Source organism: Wolbachia endosymbiont (group A) of Urophora cardui (assembly GCF_964028435.1).
Taxonomy (GTDB): domain Bacteria; phylum Pseudomonadota; class Alphaproteobacteria; order Rickettsiales; family Anaplasmataceae; genus Wolbachia.
The window spans coordinates 255,803-273,022 of sequence record NZ_OZ034774.1 but is presented as its reverse complement, the minus strand read 5'-3'; the positions used below and the strand labels follow the sequence as shown (position 1 = coordinate 273,022).

General features: G+C 34.2%; 16 protein-coding genes and 2 tRNA genes. 7 read left to right on the top strand and 11 right to left on the bottom strand.

The features are described from left to right. Positions 1-14: 14 nt before the first annotated feature. Positions 15-87: transfer RNA gene (locus ABWU38_RS01365), tRNA-Lys, on the bottom strand. A gap of 442 nt (positions 88-529) precedes the next feature. On the opposite strand from ABWU38_RS01365, the gene ABWU38_RS01360 reads away from it, so the two are divergent. Further along, positions 530-605, top strand: a tRNA-Ala gene (locus tag ABWU38_RS01360). A gap of 198 nt (positions 606-803) precedes the next feature. Further along, on the top strand, positions 804-2,003 hold the full coding sequence (locus ABWU38_RS01355) for an MgtE intracellular N domain protein (protein ID WP_353272344.1): 1,200 nt from the start codon (positions 804-806) through the stop codon (positions 2,001-2,003). Here the strand turns inward: ABWU38_RS01355 and ABWU38_RS01350 are convergent. After that, positions 1,947-3,608 carry a recombinase family protein gene (locus ABWU38_RS01350; RefSeq protein WP_353272343.1) on the bottom strand — a complete coding sequence of 554 codons (1,662 nt, stop codon included), beginning with the start codon at positions 3,606-3,608 and terminating at the stop codon, positions 1,947-1,949. The two genes, ABWU38_RS01355 and ABWU38_RS01350, sit on opposite strands and share 57 nt — an antisense overlap. After that, complete coding sequence (locus ABWU38_RS01345) at positions 3,595-3,813, bottom strand: hypothetical protein (RefSeq protein ID WP_341819653.1); 219 nt, start codon at positions 3,811-3,813, stop codon at positions 3,595-3,597. Before ABWU38_RS01345 ends, ABWU38_RS01350 begins: the two co-directional genes overlap by 14 nt. A 147-nt stretch (positions 3,814-3,960) precedes the next feature. Here ABWU38_RS01345 and ABWU38_RS01340 point away from each other — a divergent pair, with 147 nt between their 5' ends. From ABWU38_RS01340 to ABWU38_RS01330, 3 genes are all read left to right on the top strand, one after another. Further along, positions 3,961-4,308 (top strand): hypothetical protein, encoded by a 348-nt coding sequence (locus ABWU38_RS01340; RefSeq protein WP_353272342.1) that lies wholly within the window; start codon positions 3,961-3,963, stop codon positions 4,306-4,308. Between the two features lie 62 nt (positions 4,309-4,370). Next, positions 4,371-4,685: a hypothetical protein gene (locus ABWU38_RS01335; protein ID WP_253309440.1), complete on the top strand. Its 315-nt coding sequence runs from the start codon at positions 4,371-4,373 to the stop codon at positions 4,683-4,685. Positions 4,686-4,806: 121 nt separating this feature from the next. Continuing rightward, the gene (locus ABWU38_RS01330) at positions 4,807-5,235 is read left to right on the top strand and encodes a hypothetical protein (RefSeq protein ID WP_253309439.1); all 429 of its coding nucleotides are present in this window, start codon (positions 4,807-4,809) and stop codon (positions 5,233-5,235) included. A gap of 77 nt (positions 5,236-5,312) precedes the next feature. Here the strand turns inward: ABWU38_RS01330 and ccmE are convergent, their stop codons facing one another. The 8 genes from ccmE to ABWU38_RS01290 form a co-directional block, all read right to left on the bottom strand. Continuing rightward, positions 5,313-5,705, bottom strand: a complete 393-nt coding sequence (gene ccmE / locus ABWU38_RS01325) for a cytochrome c maturation protein CcmE (RefSeq protein ID WP_253309438.1) — start codon at positions 5,703-5,705, stop codon at positions 5,313-5,315. Positions 5,706-5,822: 117 nt separating this feature from the next. Further along, positions 5,823-6,545: a biotin--[acetyl-CoA-carboxylase] ligase gene (locus ABWU38_RS01320; RefSeq protein WP_253309436.1), complete on the bottom strand. Its 723-nt coding sequence runs from the start codon at positions 6,543-6,545 to the stop codon at positions 5,823-5,825. Positions 6,546-6,562: 17 nt separating this feature from the next. Then, entirely contained in the window at positions 6,563-7,927 is a 1,365-nt protein-coding gene (locus ABWU38_RS01315) for an NADH-quinone oxidoreductase subunit N (protein ID WP_265045032.1), read from the bottom strand. Then, positions 7,924-9,366, bottom strand: a complete 1,443-nt coding sequence (locus ABWU38_RS01310) for a NuoM family protein (protein ID WP_253309434.1) — start codon at positions 9,364-9,366, stop codon at positions 7,924-7,926. Before ABWU38_RS01310 ends, ABWU38_RS01315 begins: the two co-directional genes overlap by 4 nt. 3 nt (positions 9,367-9,369) lie before the next feature. Next, complete coding sequence (nuoL, locus tag ABWU38_RS01305; RefSeq protein WP_353272341.1) at positions 9,370-11,217, bottom strand: NADH-quinone oxidoreductase subunit L; 1,848 nt, start codon at positions 11,215-11,217, stop codon at positions 9,370-9,372. 4 nt (positions 11,218-11,221) lie between these two features. After that, the gene (gene nuoK, locus ABWU38_RS01300) at positions 11,222-11,530 is read right to left on the bottom strand and encodes an NADH-quinone oxidoreductase subunit NuoK (RefSeq protein ID WP_019236815.1); all 309 of its coding nucleotides are present in this window, start codon (positions 11,528-11,530) and stop codon (positions 11,222-11,224) included. Continuing rightward, positions 11,521-12,108, bottom strand: coding sequence for an NADH-quinone oxidoreductase subunit J (locus tag ABWU38_RS01295; protein WP_253309432.1), 588 nt, complete (start codon positions 12,106-12,108; stop codon positions 11,521-11,523). Before ABWU38_RS01295 ends, nuoK begins: the two co-directional genes overlap by 10 nt. Positions 12,109-12,168: 60 nt before the next feature. Then, positions 12,169-13,287, bottom strand: coding sequence for a hypothetical protein (locus ABWU38_RS01290; protein ID WP_353272340.1), 1,119 nt, complete (start codon positions 13,285-13,287; stop codon positions 12,169-12,171). A 260-nt stretch (positions 13,288-13,547) separates the two neighbouring features. On the opposite strand from ABWU38_RS01290, the gene ABWU38_RS01285 reads away from it, so the two are divergent. Together ABWU38_RS01285 and ABWU38_RS01280 are read left to right on the top strand one after the other, a co-directional pair. After that, positions 13,548-15,461 (top strand): ATP-dependent helicase, encoded by a 1,914-nt coding sequence (locus tag ABWU38_RS01285; RefSeq protein WP_353272339.1) that lies wholly within the window; start codon positions 13,548-13,550, stop codon positions 15,459-15,461. Between the two features lie 712 nt (positions 15,462-16,173). Further along, positions 16,174-17,115, top strand: a complete 942-nt coding sequence (locus ABWU38_RS01280; RefSeq protein ID WP_309166848.1) for an Rpn family recombination-promoting nuclease/putative transposase — start codon at positions 16,174-16,176, stop codon at positions 17,113-17,115. Positions 17,116-17,220 lie beyond the last annotated feature (105 nt).

Genomic DNA, 17,220 nt, shown 5'->3' with positions numbered 1-17,220 from the left:
TCAAAATTTGTGAGTGATCCCGACGCGATTCGAACGCGTGACCCACTGATTAAAAGTCAGTTGCTCTACCGGCTGAGCTACGGGATCATTTCATTTTTCAGCTATACTAAACATCAATACAGTTTTTATCCGTTTTAATCAAACTAAAATTTTCATGTGTGGTTAAATAAATTATATAATATACTGCGTTAGTGATAATTTAGTTAAAAAATCTATGGATAATTTAAAAAATTTTTAAAGGAAAACTTCTTGTTAATTTTCAGTTCACAGATTTATTTGGATGGTGTGAAGTATAACGCTAAGGAGATAAGAAAAATAGAAAACTGTATATACCCTGCAGAATTTGTGCACTATTATAATGCTTAGCAATAGCCTATAGCTAACACGTCACACTGCTGCAGATAGATTCCGCTAACACGCAGCGGAATGACGGTTTTTCAAATTGTCAGTAAATCTAAGTCAGTTTAGCTATAACAGATAAATATTTCTTGCATTTCAGCCTGAGTGATTTATGCTTTAAGCAAGAATTGGGGGCATAGCTCAGCTGGTAGAGCATCTGTTTTGCACGCAGAAGGTCAGCGGTTCGATCCCGCTTGCCTCCACCAATATAGGTTCTAGCATATCATAAAGTCAGCTTATTTTAGCCCATTAGTATTTTATACTAGTTCCCTAAAAAATCCCTCTTTCTGTAACTTTTCTTTATGCAAGTAATGTTTGTTATTATAATTCTAATATATACCAATTTAATAATAAATTAATCAATAAATGTTAGAATACTAACAGTTAATTTATTGGTAATGCCTATGAGTGGAAAAAAGCATGTTTTTAAGATGGTACCTGGAAAGTCTCTTGTGATAAGCGAAGGAATGACATGCTATCCAGGCAAAAATGTTTGTTTAGGAACCTCTTTTTCTGGCAGAGATAATGCTGATGTGAGTAGACCATACAAAATTGCTAAACTTGCTTTTATACCGCTGAATGATAAAAGTGAAGAGGTGCTAACACTAAACGTAAACTTCTGTCAATTTCATAACGGAATGTATACTTGTCTTAATGAATCGGGACAAAGTCTGAACGCTAATAACTGGTATAACCGAGATGCCACTAATAATTCTCTTATATACCTTAATGATCAGCTAGTAAACGTAGTAACTAGTGTAGGAGATAACAGTGAAAGATACAGTAGTGTGGATTTTCTTGCACAAGCTGTATCGTATCAATACGTAACGCGAGACGAAAGTGGTAAATACTATTTCTCAGATAAAAAAGGAAATATTATCGATTCACCTTACAATACAGCGCTGCAAAAAAACGTAGCACCTTGTAATGCAGGGGAAATAAAGGAAATAGTGAATAATATGTTACTTGATATACCTATTCAACTGCAAAAAATAATTTTTGAACTGAATTCAAATCAACTCCAGATTTTAGCACAGAATTTAACGAATGAGCAGCTGCAAAAAATAATTCCTGAACTAAATTCAAACCAGTTGCAGGTCTTAGCAGAGAACTTAATGGATGAACAACTCCAAGCTTTAGTGGATCATCTAACCAATCACCAGCTAAAAACCCTTGCTCAGGAACTAAATCCAGAAAAGTTACAAATAATTGTTCCTCTTTTAGATAAAAATCAGCTTACAAACCTAGTGAAAGACTTAAATCTAGACCAAGTAAAAGAAATTTTCCCTCACCTTAAAATGAATCAGTTTCTGGAGGCTATCAAGACAATAAGCAATGATCAGTTTGTAGAACTAATAAAAGATGCAGATGAGAAAAGTATAAACACTATTTTGGACGAAACGTTGAAAAATCGACTTCCAGCCCTAGTACACAATTTAGAAGGAGATAGATTACATGATTTAATTAATAAGCTAGACCACAAGAAACTTGCAATAGTAGCTCGAGATTTAACTGATCCTAATAAGATTCAGATTATCATTAAGTCTTTAGTTGATAACCCAGACAAACTTCAAGCTTTGACTCCTGCAACAATGTTGCAATAAACTTTGGTCCGCTTTTCCACTGTGTGTGAAAGAGTCTGGCAGCTCTTTTACTCGAAACACGATATGCACGTCTTCATGGTTAATCTCAATTCGCTTAACTAATGTTCTAATGATATCACGTCTAGTTAGCCAATCTGCGTTATCAAGACTTGAGTTAACGCTAGAAGAAAACTCTTCTAAAGTAGTCACCACTAGAGTTAAGTCTTGTTCAAGTCTTTTTTGATCAAATATCTTTTTCTTTTGCTCTCCGATCATTTGTAAGGTTTGTTTCATTGCTTTAATTCTTGGTTTAAACTCTTCTTCATTGATGTATCCTTGAGTATAGCCATCAATAAGCCTTGCAATGCCACAGTTTAATTGATCTTCTTTTTTCTCAAGAAAGTCACTTTTTTGATCTAATGGTGATTTTTTAATCTCTGAAAGTCTACGCTTGTATTCTTCTAATATCCGAGTAGGATTTTTCAATAGGTATTTTACCTCTTCCCATACAGCCACGTCTAATACATCTGTACGAATCATTCTATTATTACACATTTTATTGCCACCAAAGTGACCTCGCTCCGTACCAGTACAACGATAATATGTTCGACGAGCGCTAGAGCAAGTGCTAATACCATGATATCCATAATGACAAAGCTGACATACTGTTAAACCTTGCAACAAGTAATTTGCTCCCATTCGTCTTCTCCTAGCTATTCTTTTATTTTCAGTTAGCTGTTCTTGAACTATATCAAATAAATCTTCGTTTATAATATTAGGTACAGGAATATAAATCCAATTTTCTTTATCAGTACGAAAAGTAGAATAATTGTCTTTCGGTTGCTCACAAGAGCGTTTCTGTGGTCTTACGTGTTTTAATTTTACTCCTAGCTTTTTTTTACCGAATGCTGCTTGTCCTTTATAAGCAGGATTTTGTAATAGACGACAGACTACACTCCTATCCCAATACCTTTTTCCTGTTCGTGTTACGATGGACATAGCTCTTAATCTATGACATACTTCTCCAATGCTTACTCTTCCCCTTCCCACCCAAAAAAACATTTTACGAATGACTTCAGCTTCCTCTTCATTAATTTCAAAAAAGGCTTGTCCTCCTCCTATATGCTTATTTATATAACGATAGCCATAAGGAGCTCCACTCATTACATTTATACTGCCTTTATTGGCTGCGTGAATCTTGCCTCTACGACTTCGTTCCATAATTTTTGCACGTTCATATTCTGCTATCATACCCTGTATTTGTAATAGTAATTGAGATTCTGGATTATCGTCAATTTGACAATTCAAGAAAACTGTTTCTACACCCAATTTCTTAAATTCATCAACTAATAACATTTGATGTACATATTTGCGAGCCAAACGATCAGGAGAATGAATATAAACCTTATTAATATTACCTTCTGCTATTTGATCTCTTAATTTTTCTAAACTAGGACGTATTATATCAGAGCCACTATAACCATTATCAATAAATTTATATTCACTTAGTAATTTATGTCCATCAGCACTAATCTTATTCTCTATAGCAGTAATTTGGCTTGCTATTGTATCTCCTTGCACTTGTTTTCCTGAAGAAACTCTCGCGTACAGACTAACAGTTATCATTGCTCCCCCTTAAATTGATTCTATTGTTACATTCAAAAATTTTCTCCTTTTGGCTCCCATTTACTTGTTTATTTAATGCTAGTTTTTTATATGCATCTAATAAGTACAATTCTGCTAACCGATTAGGTTCATAACTATAGCTAACACGAACAGTCAGTTTCTTTTTTCCCATGAGCTTTCCTTGAAAATATATAAATATGTTCATATATCACTCATCGAAACAGATGGTCAGTTGATCGTTGGTTCTATAAGTGAAAACAACTCCTCGTTCTTTGAGTAGAAGCTGCCGGGAAATTATTTTTTTTAGTTTTATGTTTGTTGCAACATTGTTGCAGGGGTATTTGCTCGCAATATGTCTAATGAGCAGTTTAAAGAACTTTTGGATAACATAGGCGCAGAAGAGCTTAAAGACATCATTCACAAACTGCCTTATGAGAAAGTGACAGCTGTGATTGGTGATCTCAGCAATCAAGATCAGTCTAAAGCTATTATTGATGCATTAAAAGAGAAGTTTGATGAACAAAACAAGAAACAAGAGGAAATGAAAGAAAAACTTGAAGAACTTAAGGAATTGCTGGAAGGTGATGATATAGTTAACCCCAATCAATTTAGCTATCAACATTCTTCTGTAGTAAATGAAGAGTATTACCTTAACAGTAATGATGCTTATACTGTTCAGGATTACTCCATATCTGTTTAGCAGATTACAGAAGATAATGAATAACATTATTTTTAATATTATTATTTAAGGAGTTAATAAACATGAATAATTCAACAGAAGATAAAAAATTTAATGTGGAGTTAATTGAGGCACCATTAAAAGAGATAACAGGAACTAAAGGGATGGTAAAAGCTGACACATTTGTAGAATCAGTCAATCCCATAATAAAACATATCAATAATGTAGTAAGCCAAACCACACAGCACTTATCTACAATAAAGAAGGAAATTGGTGATAAAGATTCAGGTTTAATTGGGAAAATCGATAAATTGAGAGATGAAGTAGATTCATTCACGGATTCTGACATAACAAATCCCAACACCTTTTTTTCTCCAGAGTTAAATCCACTAGGATAGAAAATAGCTAATAATTAGCAAAAATAAGAAAAAGTAATAGCCCAGTGGGCTATTACTTTTTTCACATACCATTTCAAGGTAACTAGTTAGTTTTAAATTCTAATTTTTTATAGGAGTTAATATGAGTAATTACAGTGTAAAAGAAAGCGAAAGCAACTTTGGAGTAACAAGCAGAATGAGCGGTACCAATCGTAGAATAATAAATGACATAGAGGTCAAAATTAAGCCTAAATCTTTTGAAGGCAATAAAGAAAAGAATGCGTCGGTCGATTACGTCCACAAAATTCTAGATAAACTAGTCAAAGATTTAAATGACACATTTGTTCCTAAATTGAATGACGTGTTGAAAGGTCATCAAGATTATATGGATGAATTGTATGATAATTCAAATAGGGTTGAAGAGCTAGTTATGGATAATAAGAAGGATCTTAAATTTTTGAAAGAAAACTTTGACAACCTAAACGAAGAGGTTGGAAAATTAAAAACAGGAACAACTGGTGGTGATAACATAGATGAATGGGAAGCGCCAACTCACTCTGATATATTATAGTAGTTAGGAAAGTAACAGCTTGCTAGCAGGCTGTTACTCTCTCTACATATCGTTTCAATACAGCTGAATTAGGGAATCTATTTTAAAACTTTCGGCATATAGTTCTCATCATGTTTTGCAAACACTGTATCTGCAAGAAAAGTACTATTATCAAACATTTTACCTTGCACAACAACACCACTTTTTTCTGAAAACATTGGTGGAAGTATTCCCTGATATTTCACCATAACGCTCTTATTAAAATCTGTCATTTGAAAAATCACTTCGCTTTCGCTCCGTATCACACTATTTTCAACAACCATTCCACCAACACGGATTGGCTTTTGATTATTTGGTAAAACTATTGCCTCACTTACTGTATAGAAAAATGAGATATTTTCTTTGAGCGTTGTTAAAATAAAAAAAACTGCACAACTTAAAAAGCAGAAAATTCCTGAAGTTATAAGTAATCGCTTATGTTTCTTCTTCATTATTACTTTTAAGGCCCTCTAAGATTTTTTTACTTTTAATATAGCAAGAAATGGTAAAAATTAGCTCTCCAGCAATCAGCGTGAAACTAATAAGGTAAGCAAAAATTACATATGTATTCATAATGCATTATCAATAAATAACTCACCTGCATCAAAATAAATTAAGCTTCCATCCTTTTGCTGCAACACCAATTTACCACTTTTATCTATATCAGCAAAAATTCCTTCATACAATTTGTCAGCTAACTTTACACTGATTTGCTCATTCATTTTGAATGCTTTTTTTAACCACATTTCTCTTATAGCATAAAACCCATCAAATAGCCATTGCTTTCTTAGCTTATTAAAATTTATTATTAATTCCTTTAACAGATCCATGTTAGACACAGATTCACCGTAATTGCTAATGCACGTTGTTCCTGGAAGTGGTGCATGATTGACATTAATTCCAATTCCTATAATGAGCCAATTCGAATTGGATCTTTTTTCAAGCAATATTCCACTTATTTTCTTGCCATCGATTAGAATGTCATTTGGCCATTTATGTTGAACGTTACTGTCACTTATAAATGATAGTAACGTGTTGCCAACAGCAAGAGCAGTAACAAAAGTCAATTCTGTCAATTTGCTGACATCCGTTTCTTGGTTAATTATCAAACTCGCATAGAGATTACCCTCTGGAGAAATCCAGCTTTTTCCAGTGCGTCCCCTACCTTCTGTTTGTTTATCAGCAATAATGACAGTTTCATTTGATATTCCTTTATCAATTAAATCTAACGCTTCTTCGTTAGTGCTTGAAACTTCTTTGTAATGATGAATATGAAAGCCCTTAGGGATCACCTTGTCAGCCCTTTAGTTCAATGAGTGAGTAAAACGTATAAGAAAAGAACGAGGTTGATAAGTGAAGCCACTGAAGTGATAATGAATAGACCCTTAGAATAAGCAACCTTATTACCACTAGCTTTATCAAAATACATAACTTTCATGATATTTAAATAATAGTAGCATGATATCACACTCGCTATTACAAGGATCAAAGACAGGCTGATAAAGCCAGAATTTATTAAACTTTTGAATATAAAAAATTTAGCGATAAAACCTGCAAGTGGAGGTATTCCCGACATCGAGAGTAACAGTACAGAAAGATGAAATGCTACAATTGGGTGTTTCTTCCCTATACCAGATAAATTTGCAATATCACAATCGTCATCGTCAATTTGTACGAGATATGAGAATAGTCCTATGCTTGTGATGATATATATCACCAAATACATTAAGGCACTATCTGTTCCTGCTTGTGTAAAAATAGAAAGTGAAGCAAATATAAAACCAATGTGACCAATTGAACTGTAAGCAAGCAGCCTTTTTAAGTTTTGCTGACGCAAGGCCCCAAAAGCTGAGATAAGCACAGACAATGCTGAAACGTATAAGAAAATAGGCTGAACATAACTTTTTACATTTACTAACTCTTCATTCATCAATCGAATTAAAAATGTTACAAGTGCAGCTTTTGGGGCCGTAGAAAAAAACGCAGTTACTATGGTAGGTGCACCTTGATAGACATCTGGAGCCCACATATGAAAAGGAGCAATAGCAAGCTTGAAACACAAACCAATAAGGATAAAAACTAACCCAAAAACTATTCCATAAGTTATCTGATGGTTTTGCAAGAATGAACAGAGCTCAGAGAAATTGACTTGTCCTGTATATCCATAAAGCAGCGACATTCCATATAGCATAATGCAGGAAGATAGTGCACTAAGTGTAAAATATTTCACTCCTGCTTCACATGAATAAGCTGAATCTTTATTAAAGCTCGCAAGAACATATAAAGATATACTCATCAACTCAAAAGCTAAGTAAAAAGAAATCAGACTATTTGCTGAAACCAAAGTTATCATGCCAAATAGCGCAAAAAGAATCAGTATTGAAAATTCATATTTATAGTCATATTTTGATAAATTCAGCATCAAAAGTATTAAAATTCCTGTGCTGAGAATTAACCCTTGGGCTGACCTGATGTATAAATTGAGTTTTAACAACGAATTAAAGAGAAAAATTTCATTGTTTTCTGCCGAAATAATTAAAATAATCAAAGTTACCACTGTGCAGCCAAGTGCTAATAAGTTGATAGTTCGGCGGTTAAATATAATTCCAAGCAGTAGCAACACTAACGAGGAGATAATAGAGAACGTTTCCGGCAATATCTGTATATAATTCATAGCGCATTATATTTGACTAACAAATTTGCCATACATGGCTTCAAATAATTCAGTGCAAGGGTTGGGTAGAATCCAAGCAAAATAACAAACACTGCAAGCAGAATTAAGACAGAAAATTCTATGCTATCCAAGCGATTATTTAATAATTTAGAATAGCTAACCCCCCATATTATTTGCTTACATAAATTCAGCATATAAACTGCGCTTAAAATAGTGCCAAGTGCGATAAATCCTGTAAAAAAACCTATGCTCTTAAACATTCCAACCATAGCCAAAAACTCACCTATGAACCCAGATGTTCCAGGTAGCCCTATTGAAGCCATTGAAAACAAAATGAACATAAAACCAAATTTTGGCATTGTATTTACTATGCCAAAGTACTTTGCAATCTCCAAAGTTCCAGTTCGAGTATATAGCATTCCAACACACAAAAATAAAGCAGCAGAAATAAGGCCATGACTAATCATTTGAAATATGCTACCCAGTACTCCTTCCTCACAAAATGAAAAGAGGCCAGCGGTAACGATTCCCATATGTGCTATTGAAGAATAAGCTATTAACTTCTTTATATCATCTTGAGCAAACGCAACTAGAGAAGCATATATCACCGCAATAATGCTCAGCACAACAACGAAATTTGAAAAATACAAACTTGCCTGAGGAAGCATTGGAATAGAAAACCTTAAAAATCCATATCCCCCCATTTTAATAAGCAAGCCAGCTAAAATCACAGACCCAGAAGTTGGTGATTGCACATGCGCATCAGGAAGCCAAGTGTGAAATGGAAACATAGGTACTTTTATTGCAAAAGAAATAAAAAATGCAATCCACAGCAATGACTGCACTTCAAGATCAAGGCTTGGCACTAATGTAGCTAATTTTTGTATACTAAACGTTCCAAAAACACTATAGATGTATACCAACCCAAGTAGAAATAATAATGAGCCAGTTAATGTATAAAGAAATAACTTAAACGTCGCATATATCCTTTGCTTCCCTCCCCAAATGCCAATAATAAAGAACATTGGTATTAAGACAGCTTCAAAAAACACATAAAAGCTTATAGCATTCAGTGAAACGAAAAAACCGACTACAAAACTCTCAAGCAGTAGAAATAATGCCATATAGGCTTTTAGGGTCGTATAACTCATTTTGCAATTATAGAGCATACAAATAACAAACAAGAAGGTCGTAAGTAGAAGGAAAAGCAACGATATTCCATCCACCCCTATTCCAATATCTCTTACTGGATAGCTGACAAACTGAAAGTCCGCATTGTTATAATCAAATTCTATACAAGCTACAATGCTAAGCAAAAATGGAAGTACAGCAAAAAATAGGGCAAGGAATCTTAAGTGTATAGATTGATGATTAATCCTGATCGAGGATAAAATCAACGCTCCTATCAGTGGAAGCAAGAATATACTAAGTAACAACACCTTCTATTTAATTCCAATAATATATAAAGCACCGATTATTAAAGTAACAAACATAATAAATGCATAATCAAATATATAACCAGTTTGTAACTTTATAGAACTTTTTGAACATTCGTTAACCAACCTTACAACACCATTTGGTCCAAATGAATCAATAGCCTTAACATCAAACTTCCATAGAAGCCTAGATATAAACCTTATCGGTGCAATTATAACAAACTCATACACCTCATCAAAGTACCATTTATTCTGCAAAAACTTAAGTAAAAATTTACTCTTAATTTGCCTAATTACTTGATATTGGTAAATCAGGTACGCAAGAGCTATTCCACTTAGGCTTGCCAAGGTTGGTAGTAGTTTTATAAAGAAATTATGAACTCCATGCTCATCAATCACCATTAAACTTGATTTCCAAAACGCATTACTAGTTATGTTCAAAATATTTGCTCCCCACACTCCAGAAAATACCGATCCAAAAGCAAGTATCAGTAATGGTATAAGCATAATCTTCGGTGCTTCATGTATATTAATTTTACTTTGTTTTTGGCTATGGAACACAAGAAGCAATAACCTCCAAGAGTAAAACGCTGTGAAGAATGCAACAACTAAGCTTATTACAAAAGCAAAGCTATCCGTGCTATAAGCATGTTCAATTATCAAATCCTTTGAGTAAAAACCTGCAAATGGAAATATTCCAGAAAGCGCAAGAGACCCAATCCACATGAGAGTGTGAGTGCAAGGGATTTTCTTCCAGCAATTTCCCATTTTCTGAATGTTTTGCTCATGATGCATTGCATGAATTACATTGCCAGCACCAAGAAATAGTAGAGCTTTAAAAAAAGCGTGTGTCATTAAATGAAAAATAGCAACATTGTAAGCAGAAAGCCCACATGCCATGAACATATAACCAAGTTGGCTGCAGGTTGAATAAGCAATTATTTTTTTTATATCGTTCTGAGTAATCGCAACCGTAGCTGCAAAAAAAGCAGTAAGTGCCCCAACAATAACTATTAATTCTCGTGCCACATTTGATAGCTCAAACAATGGAGAACATTTTGCTACTAAAAATATACCTGCTGTTACCATCGTTGCTGCGTGAATGAGTGCAGAAACAGGGGTTGGCCCTTCCATTGCATCTGGCAACCAAACATGTAAACCAAGCTGTGCAGATTTACCCATACAGCCAATAAAAAGTAATATGCATATTATATGAATTATTTTAAATTCACAGCAGAATGCCCTAATGTTCTGTGCGCCAAGAAGATCAGCTGTGTCAAAAACTTCAGTAAATTTCAAAGAGTGAAATGTATAATAAATAAGAAAGATTCCAATTAATAGTGCAAAGTCTCCTACCCTATTTACAACAAATGCTTTAATTGCTGCATTATTTGCAGAATATTTTTGGAACCAAAATCCTATGAGTAAATAAGAACATAGGCCAACCCCTTCCCAGCCAAAAAAAAGCTGCACGAAATTATCGCTTACAACCAGCACAATCATGCAAAACGTAAATAGCGATAGGTAAGAAAAAAACCTCGACTTCCCTTTATCATGCTCCATATAACCGATAGAATAGAGGTGGACTACTAGTGAAACGGTGGTAATAACAATAAGCATTAAGGATGAGAGAGCATCCACACTAATTGCCCAATTTACTTTTAATACACTTAATGAAAACAAAGGAAATAAAACTAAATGATAGTTTTCAGAGAAGGTGAGAAAAACATACCAAGATAAAACTGCAGATATTCCAATCCCTGCCGTTGTAACTAACTGACTTTTTCTAAAAAGTGCTGCAAATAGCGAACCAAAGAGTGGCAAAAATACTATTAATTTCAGTATATCCATCATACTTTCATTCTTTCATTAAGTTCGCTTGTTCAACATCTATATTGCCACGACTTCTATAATATACAACCAATATTGCAAGCCCAACTCCTGACTCTGCTGCCGCAACAGTCAACACAAACATCACAAAAATTTGCCCTACTATATCATTCATAAAGGCAGAAAAAGCAACTAAATTGATGTTAATCGCCAGCAATAATATTTCTATTGATAACAGTATATTGATTATGCTCTTACGGTTAATGAAAATACCGCACACCCCAATAGTGAACAAAATAGCAGCAACTATCAAAAAATGATTTAATCCTATTTCCATTCTACTCCTTTTCCAAATTTAGCCTTAACCAATTTTACAGATGAAGATTGTGTCAATTGCTTTAATACATTCTGTTTTTTAACTCCTTTTTTCTTGTCCTGCAAAGTAAGAGCAATTGCACCGACAATTGCAACAAGCAGCAGAATACCAGAAAGATGAAAAGCGTACATGTAGTCAGTGTAGAGCAAATTACCGATAGCTTTCACGTTATTGGCATTATAGTTTATAACATTACTTATATTCAGCGTTGAGCTGCGGATTACAAAACTGATAATCAGAAAAAACACAACACATAATATAGCACCAGGAGTGAAATGCTTCGCAAAACCCTGGCGCAACCTTATGTAGTCAATATCGAGCATCATAACTACAAAAAGGAATAACACTGCAACCGCACCGATATATACTATCAGCACCATCATAGCAATGAATTCAGCTCCAAGGAGAATAAAAAGAACTGCAGAATTAACGAAGGTGAAAATTAAAAATAATACTGCATGCACAGGATTTCTTACACTAATTACACAAACAGCAGATAAAATGCTAAGAATTGCGAAAAAATAAAAGAAAAAAGGCATCGATACTTTAACTGCAACAACAATTACTAATTTAAAGTGACTATCGTTGTAAAGTCAATACTAAATGCCTACCTTATGGATTAAACACTCAGGGATAAGGACATTCTTAATTGCAGTACACATACTCATATCAGGATCATTTTGCTTCTCTTCACTGACCTTTTCACAAAATTTTCCAATACCATAACCCACCAGTGCACCAACAACAGTGGCTGCAATAAATACTGCAACAGCAACAACAGGAGTTAAAGCAGCAGCTCCTGCAAGATATGCTATGCTCAAACCTAAAAATAAGCCAATTGCTGTACTGTAGCCAGCATAATATTTGCTATTGTTTTCAGGACTGAATGGTAGATTTTGATTATGGTAATGTACAACAACAGTACAATTTGTAAGCTTAGCTTCTAGCTCTTTTCTAACTTCATCACCAACACCTTCGGTTAAGATAAGATGTTGAAGCTTTGTAAAGTTACCATTAGCTAAAGCTTTTGCACCTTCATTACGAATGTAGTTGTCTTTTAAACTAAGGTATTCAAGCTTTGTAAGATTGTTATTAGCTAAAGCTTTTGCACCTTCATCACCAATATTGTTGTTTTCTAAGTTAAGCTGCTCGAGATTTTCAAACTTACCATTGGCTAAAACTTTTGCGCCCTTTTTACCAATCTTATTCCGGGTTAAATTAAGTTGAACAAGATTGATAAGATTACCTTCAGCCAACCCTTTTGCACCTTCATCACCAATATTGTTGTTTTTTAAATTAAGCTGCTTGAGATTTTCAAGCTTACCATTGGCTAAAGCTTTTGCACCTTCATCACCAATATTGTTGTTTTCTAAGTTAAGCTGCTTGAGATTTTTAAGCTTGCCATTGGCTAAAGCTTTTGCACCTTCAACACTAATATTGTTACTCAATAAGTTAAGTCTAGTCAGACTGGTAAGACTAGCTAAAGCTTTTGCACCTTTATCACTAATGTTGTTCATGGATAAATCAAGTGAAGTAAGATGTGTAAGCTTAGCTAACTCTTTTGCATCTTCATCATCAATTTTACACCATTCTAGACCAAGTTCTGTAATGTGTGTTTCATTTTGTAAAAACCTTACTAGCTCTTTAACCACTATATCTACAGCAACACATCCATGTATAAAAAGTGCATTGCCTTTAATATATTTGTCAAAATCCATTTTTCCTCCTCACAAGAATTATCATATAAACATTTTAGCCTGTATCTCAGTGATTGTCAATTATTGACTTGTATCCTTATAATGTAAGGTATTGGAACTGAAATAGATTGTCCCGGCAGGTTATACTAGAATTAGTACAATAAATTGGTATGGTGGGACCATACACCTAGGACATTCTTTAACTGTTCTATTCAATAAAACCTTTACAATATTTCGATCATAGGTTTAACTTTACGAAGTTATAATCTATAGAGCTGCAAATGAACGATTATCTCTCACTGCTAAATCCAGAACAACAATTAGCTGTAACTAACATAGATGGACCGGTTTTAATATTGGCAGGAGCCGGAACCGGAAAAACAAGAACGATCACTTCAAGAATAGCGCACATAATTAGGAACGGTCACGCTTACTCTGATGAGATATTAGCAGTGACATTCACAAACAAAGCAGCAAATGAGATGGTATCAAGGGTACTTGAGCTAACAGGCACAAACATACCATGGCTTGGCACTTTCCATGCAATTGCAGCAAAAATTCTACGTCATCATGCTGAAGTCGTGGGGCTAAATTCCAATTTTACAATTATTGGTGTGGATGACCAATTACAGGTAATAAAAAACATCATGAATGAAATCAGCCCTGATTACCTATCAGAAAAATGTAAGACCATTATGAATATTATTCAGCAATGGAAAGAGAAGTGTTTGTTGCCATCTGAAGTGGAAGACGTTCAATCATTTAGATCAGTATACTTGATTGCACTCAAAGTCTATCACCAGTATCAGGAAAGGTTAAAATTCCTTAACTCTGTCGATTTTGGTGACTTATTGCTATATAACATACAACTCTTTAATCAAAAGACCGAAGTTCTGTCCTACTACCAAAACAAGTTTAAGTATGTCATGGTAGATGAGTATCAAGATACAAATGCAATACAATATCTTTGGCTAAAATACCTTGCAAAAAAGCACTCAAATATTTGCTGTGTGGGAGATGACGATCAGTCAATATACAGTTGGCGTGGTGCAGAAGTTGAAAACATTTTAAAATTTTCTGATGATTTTAAAAATGCAAAAACTGTCAAACTAGAGTGTAACTATAGATCAACATCTCACATACTTGCAACTGCGTCATATGTTATCAATCACAATAAAACTCGGCTAGAAAAAAAATTGTGGACAACAAACGTTGAAGGGGAAAAGGTAAATCTAATAAAATTATGGGACGGAAAAGCTGAAGCAAGGTTCATAAGCGAACAGATATTAAAGCTCAATAAATACAGATTTAGTGACATTGCAGTGCTGGTAAGGGCCACTTTTCAAACTAGAGTTCTCGAAGAGTATTTTATAAAATATTCAATTCCCTACAAGATTATAAGTGGCGTAAAATTCTACGAACGTCAGGAAGTCAGGGATATAATTGCATATTTAAGACTCGTTACAAACAATAACGATGACTTAGCTTTCGAAAGGATCGTAAATCGGCCAAAAAGAAGCATAGGAGCTACAACTCTAAAGAAAATATACACGACTGCTCAGGATAACAAAATTTCTTTTTTTGAGGCAGCAAAAATATTAGTTAATAGTAATCAAGTAACCGAAAGAATTAAACTCTCACTAAATGATTTTTTAAATAAAATTAAAGCTTGGGAAGAAATAGTAAGCGTAAAACCACTGCATGAATTCGTTAAAATCGTAGCAAACCAATCAGGGTATATTGAAATGCTTGAAAATGAGGAGGTAACAGGCTTAGCACGAATAGAAAATGTCAAGGAGCTCATCTCATCTTTAAAAAATTTCGATAATGCCACAACTTTCTTGGAGCATATAAGTCTAGTGATGGAAGTGGATAATATGAATAACGATGACACCGTATATGTTATGACTCTTCATGCAGCCAAAGGACTTGAATTCCCGTGCGTGTTTCTACCTGGTTGGGAAGAGGGATTATTTCCTCATCAAAGATCTTTTGAAGATAAAAGTGGTAAAGCTTTAGAAGAAGAAAGGAGACTCGCATATGTTGGCATAACCAGAGCCAAAGAAAGGTTAATCATTTCATGTGCAGATAGGAGGGAAATTAACAACCAGTGGCAACCGATGCGCACTTCTCGGTTCATTAAAGAATTGCCAAGAGAAAATGTTGAGGTAATCAAGAGTAACGCCTACTGTTGAAGCTATAACTGCAGATAAACATATCTTACAAATCTGAATTACTTCAACTATATGTGTAACCAGACTGCATTCTGTGATTTTTAGCAAAACATGATCTTTCATTTGAGCTTTCTTCAATTTAAAATAAATACAGAAAATTGCTGCCTATAGCTAAACTGACTTAGATTTACCGACAATTTGAAAAACCGTCATTCCGCTACTAGTTAGCGCCGCGGCGCTATGACGGTTGGCTTTGTTGCATCGCTAGCTATGATGGATTAAAGATAAAAAAGATGGAGAATATCAGTAGCTTATTATTCTGGTATTTATAACAAGAACGGTCAGTGAATACCTAAATTTGAGTAAAAGAAATTTCACTACCACTCACTAATCCGGCTAAAATTCAAGAATTTCAATGCTTTAGCTATTTTCAATAGAATTAAGTTTATTAATATAAATAATAAATTACTATTCTTAAATTTGATCAGATTGATTGCAAAAAAACAAGATTTTCAATAGGTTGCTTATAATCCTAGCTATAGTTAGCCTTTCATAAGTAGCGATGCAACAAAGCCATGACGGTTCGCGGCGGCATCCTCGTCATCCCGCTACTTGTTAGCGGGATCTATGCTAAGAGATACCGCGGCAGCATAGCTATAGCTATCTTCAAAAATATGGTTGAATAATTGTTAATAATAGTGTATAATTATTAATATTTTCAAGCATTTTTGCCATGGCTCTTTCAAAATTTCTCGATCCTCGCAATGATTTGTGTTTCAAAAAAATCTTTGGAACGGAAAAAAATAAGAATATCCTGATCCACTTTTTGAACGATATTTTAGGGTTTACTGAGATAAATGCAATACAAGAAGTTGAGTTTCTTAGCACTATTATGGATCCCGAAGTTGCCTCTGATAAACAAAGTATTGTTGATGTTCTCTGCAAGGATTCTCATGGAAATAGATATATAGCAGAAATGCAGCTCGCTAGAGACAAGGGCTTCGAAAAACGCGCTCAATTATATGCCGCTAAAGCCTACTCAAGACAATTAGATAAATCTGGCAACTACATTGATTTAAAGAAAGTCTTCTTTATTGCTATTTCCAATTGTAACTTACTTCCTGAAGAAGTTGGTTATATCTCTACTCATAATATACGTGATATAAAAACCAACGGCCATTACTTAAAAGATTTTCAATTTGTCTTTATTGAGTTACCTAAATTTACAAAAAGCAAAGTAGAACAGCTAGAAAGCATAGTAGATCGTTGGCTATTTTTCTTTAAATATGCTGAAGAAACGACAGATGAAGATCTAAAGAAAATTGCAGAAAAAGCGCCAATAATAAAGCTAGCATATGATGAATTAGACAAGTTTCGTTGGAACGAAAAAGATTTAGTAGCTTACGAAGAAAGAATAATGGATCTACGGAAAGAAGAAGCCATTCTTGAATACAGACTTGATCTTGCTGAAGAGAAAGGTATACAAAAAGGTATAGAGAAAGGAAAAATTGAAGGGAAAATTGAAGGGAAAATTGAAGGGAAAATTGAAGGGAAAATTGAAGGGAAAATTGAAGTCGCAAAAGCAATGCTGGCTAATAATGTTGATGTCAACACTATTGTCAAGTTTACTGGCCTTTCTATTAGTGAGATTGAAGAATTAAGTGGAAATCTGTGAACGGTTACGGATTGATTGGATTACCACAAAAAAACTCCTTTCTTTCTCTCCATTTTTTCTGGGTAAGGTCATGGTGCTGGTACAGGTCCTATAGCTGACCCAAGC

Bases quoted from the DNA above. Each gene is read 5' to 3' on its own strand.
- ABWU38_RS01355 (WP_353272344.1), top strand. From the start codon at position 804: ATGAGTGGAAAAAAGCATGTTTTTAAGATGGTACCTGGAAAGTCTCTT.
- ABWU38_RS01350 (WP_353272343.1), bottom strand. From the start codon at position 3,608: ATGATAACTGTTAGTCTGTACGCGAGAGTTTCTTCAGGAAAACAAGTG.
- ABWU38_RS01345 (WP_341819653.1), bottom strand. From the start codon at position 3,813: ATGAACATATTTATATATTTTCAAGGAAAGCTCATGGGAAAAAAGAAA.
- ABWU38_RS01340 (WP_353272342.1), top strand. From the start codon at position 3,961: ATGTCTAATGAGCAGTTTAAAGAACTTTTGGATAACATAGGCGCAGAA.
- ABWU38_RS01335 (WP_253309440.1), top strand. From the start codon at position 4,371: ATGAATAATTCAACAGAAGATAAAAAATTTAATGTGGAGTTAATTGAG.
- ABWU38_RS01330 (WP_253309439.1), top strand. From the start codon at position 4,807: ATGAGTAATTACAGTGTAAAAGAAAGCGAAAGCAACTTTGGAGTAACA.
- ccmE (WP_253309438.1), bottom strand. From the start codon at position 5,705: ATGAAGAAGAAACATAAGCGATTACTTATAACTTCAGGAATTTTCTGC.
- ABWU38_RS01315 (WP_265045032.1), bottom strand. From the start codon at position 7,927: ATGAATTATATACAGATATTGCCGGAAACGTTCTCTATTATCTCCTCG.
- nuoL (WP_353272341.1), bottom strand. From the start codon at position 11,217: ATGATGGATATACTGAAATTAATAGTATTTTTGCCACTCTTTGGTTCG.
- nuoK (WP_019236815.1), bottom strand. From the start codon at position 11,530: ATGGAAATAGGATTAAATCATTTTTTGATAGTTGCTGCTATTTTGTTC.
- ABWU38_RS01295 (WP_253309432.1), bottom strand. From the start codon at position 12,108: ATGCCTTTTTTCTTTTATTTTTTCGCAATTCTTAGCATTTTATCTGCT.
- ABWU38_RS01290 (WP_353272340.1), bottom strand. From the start codon at position 13,287: ATGGATTTTGACAAATATATTAAAGGCAATGCACTTTTTATACATGGA.
- ABWU38_RS01285 (WP_353272339.1), top strand. From the start codon at position 13,548: ATGAACGATTATCTCTCACTGCTAAATCCAGAACAACAATTAGCTGTA.
- ABWU38_RS01280 (WP_309166848.1), top strand. From the start codon at position 16,174: ATGGCTCTTTCAAAATTTCTCGATCCTCGCAATGATTTGTGTTTCAAA.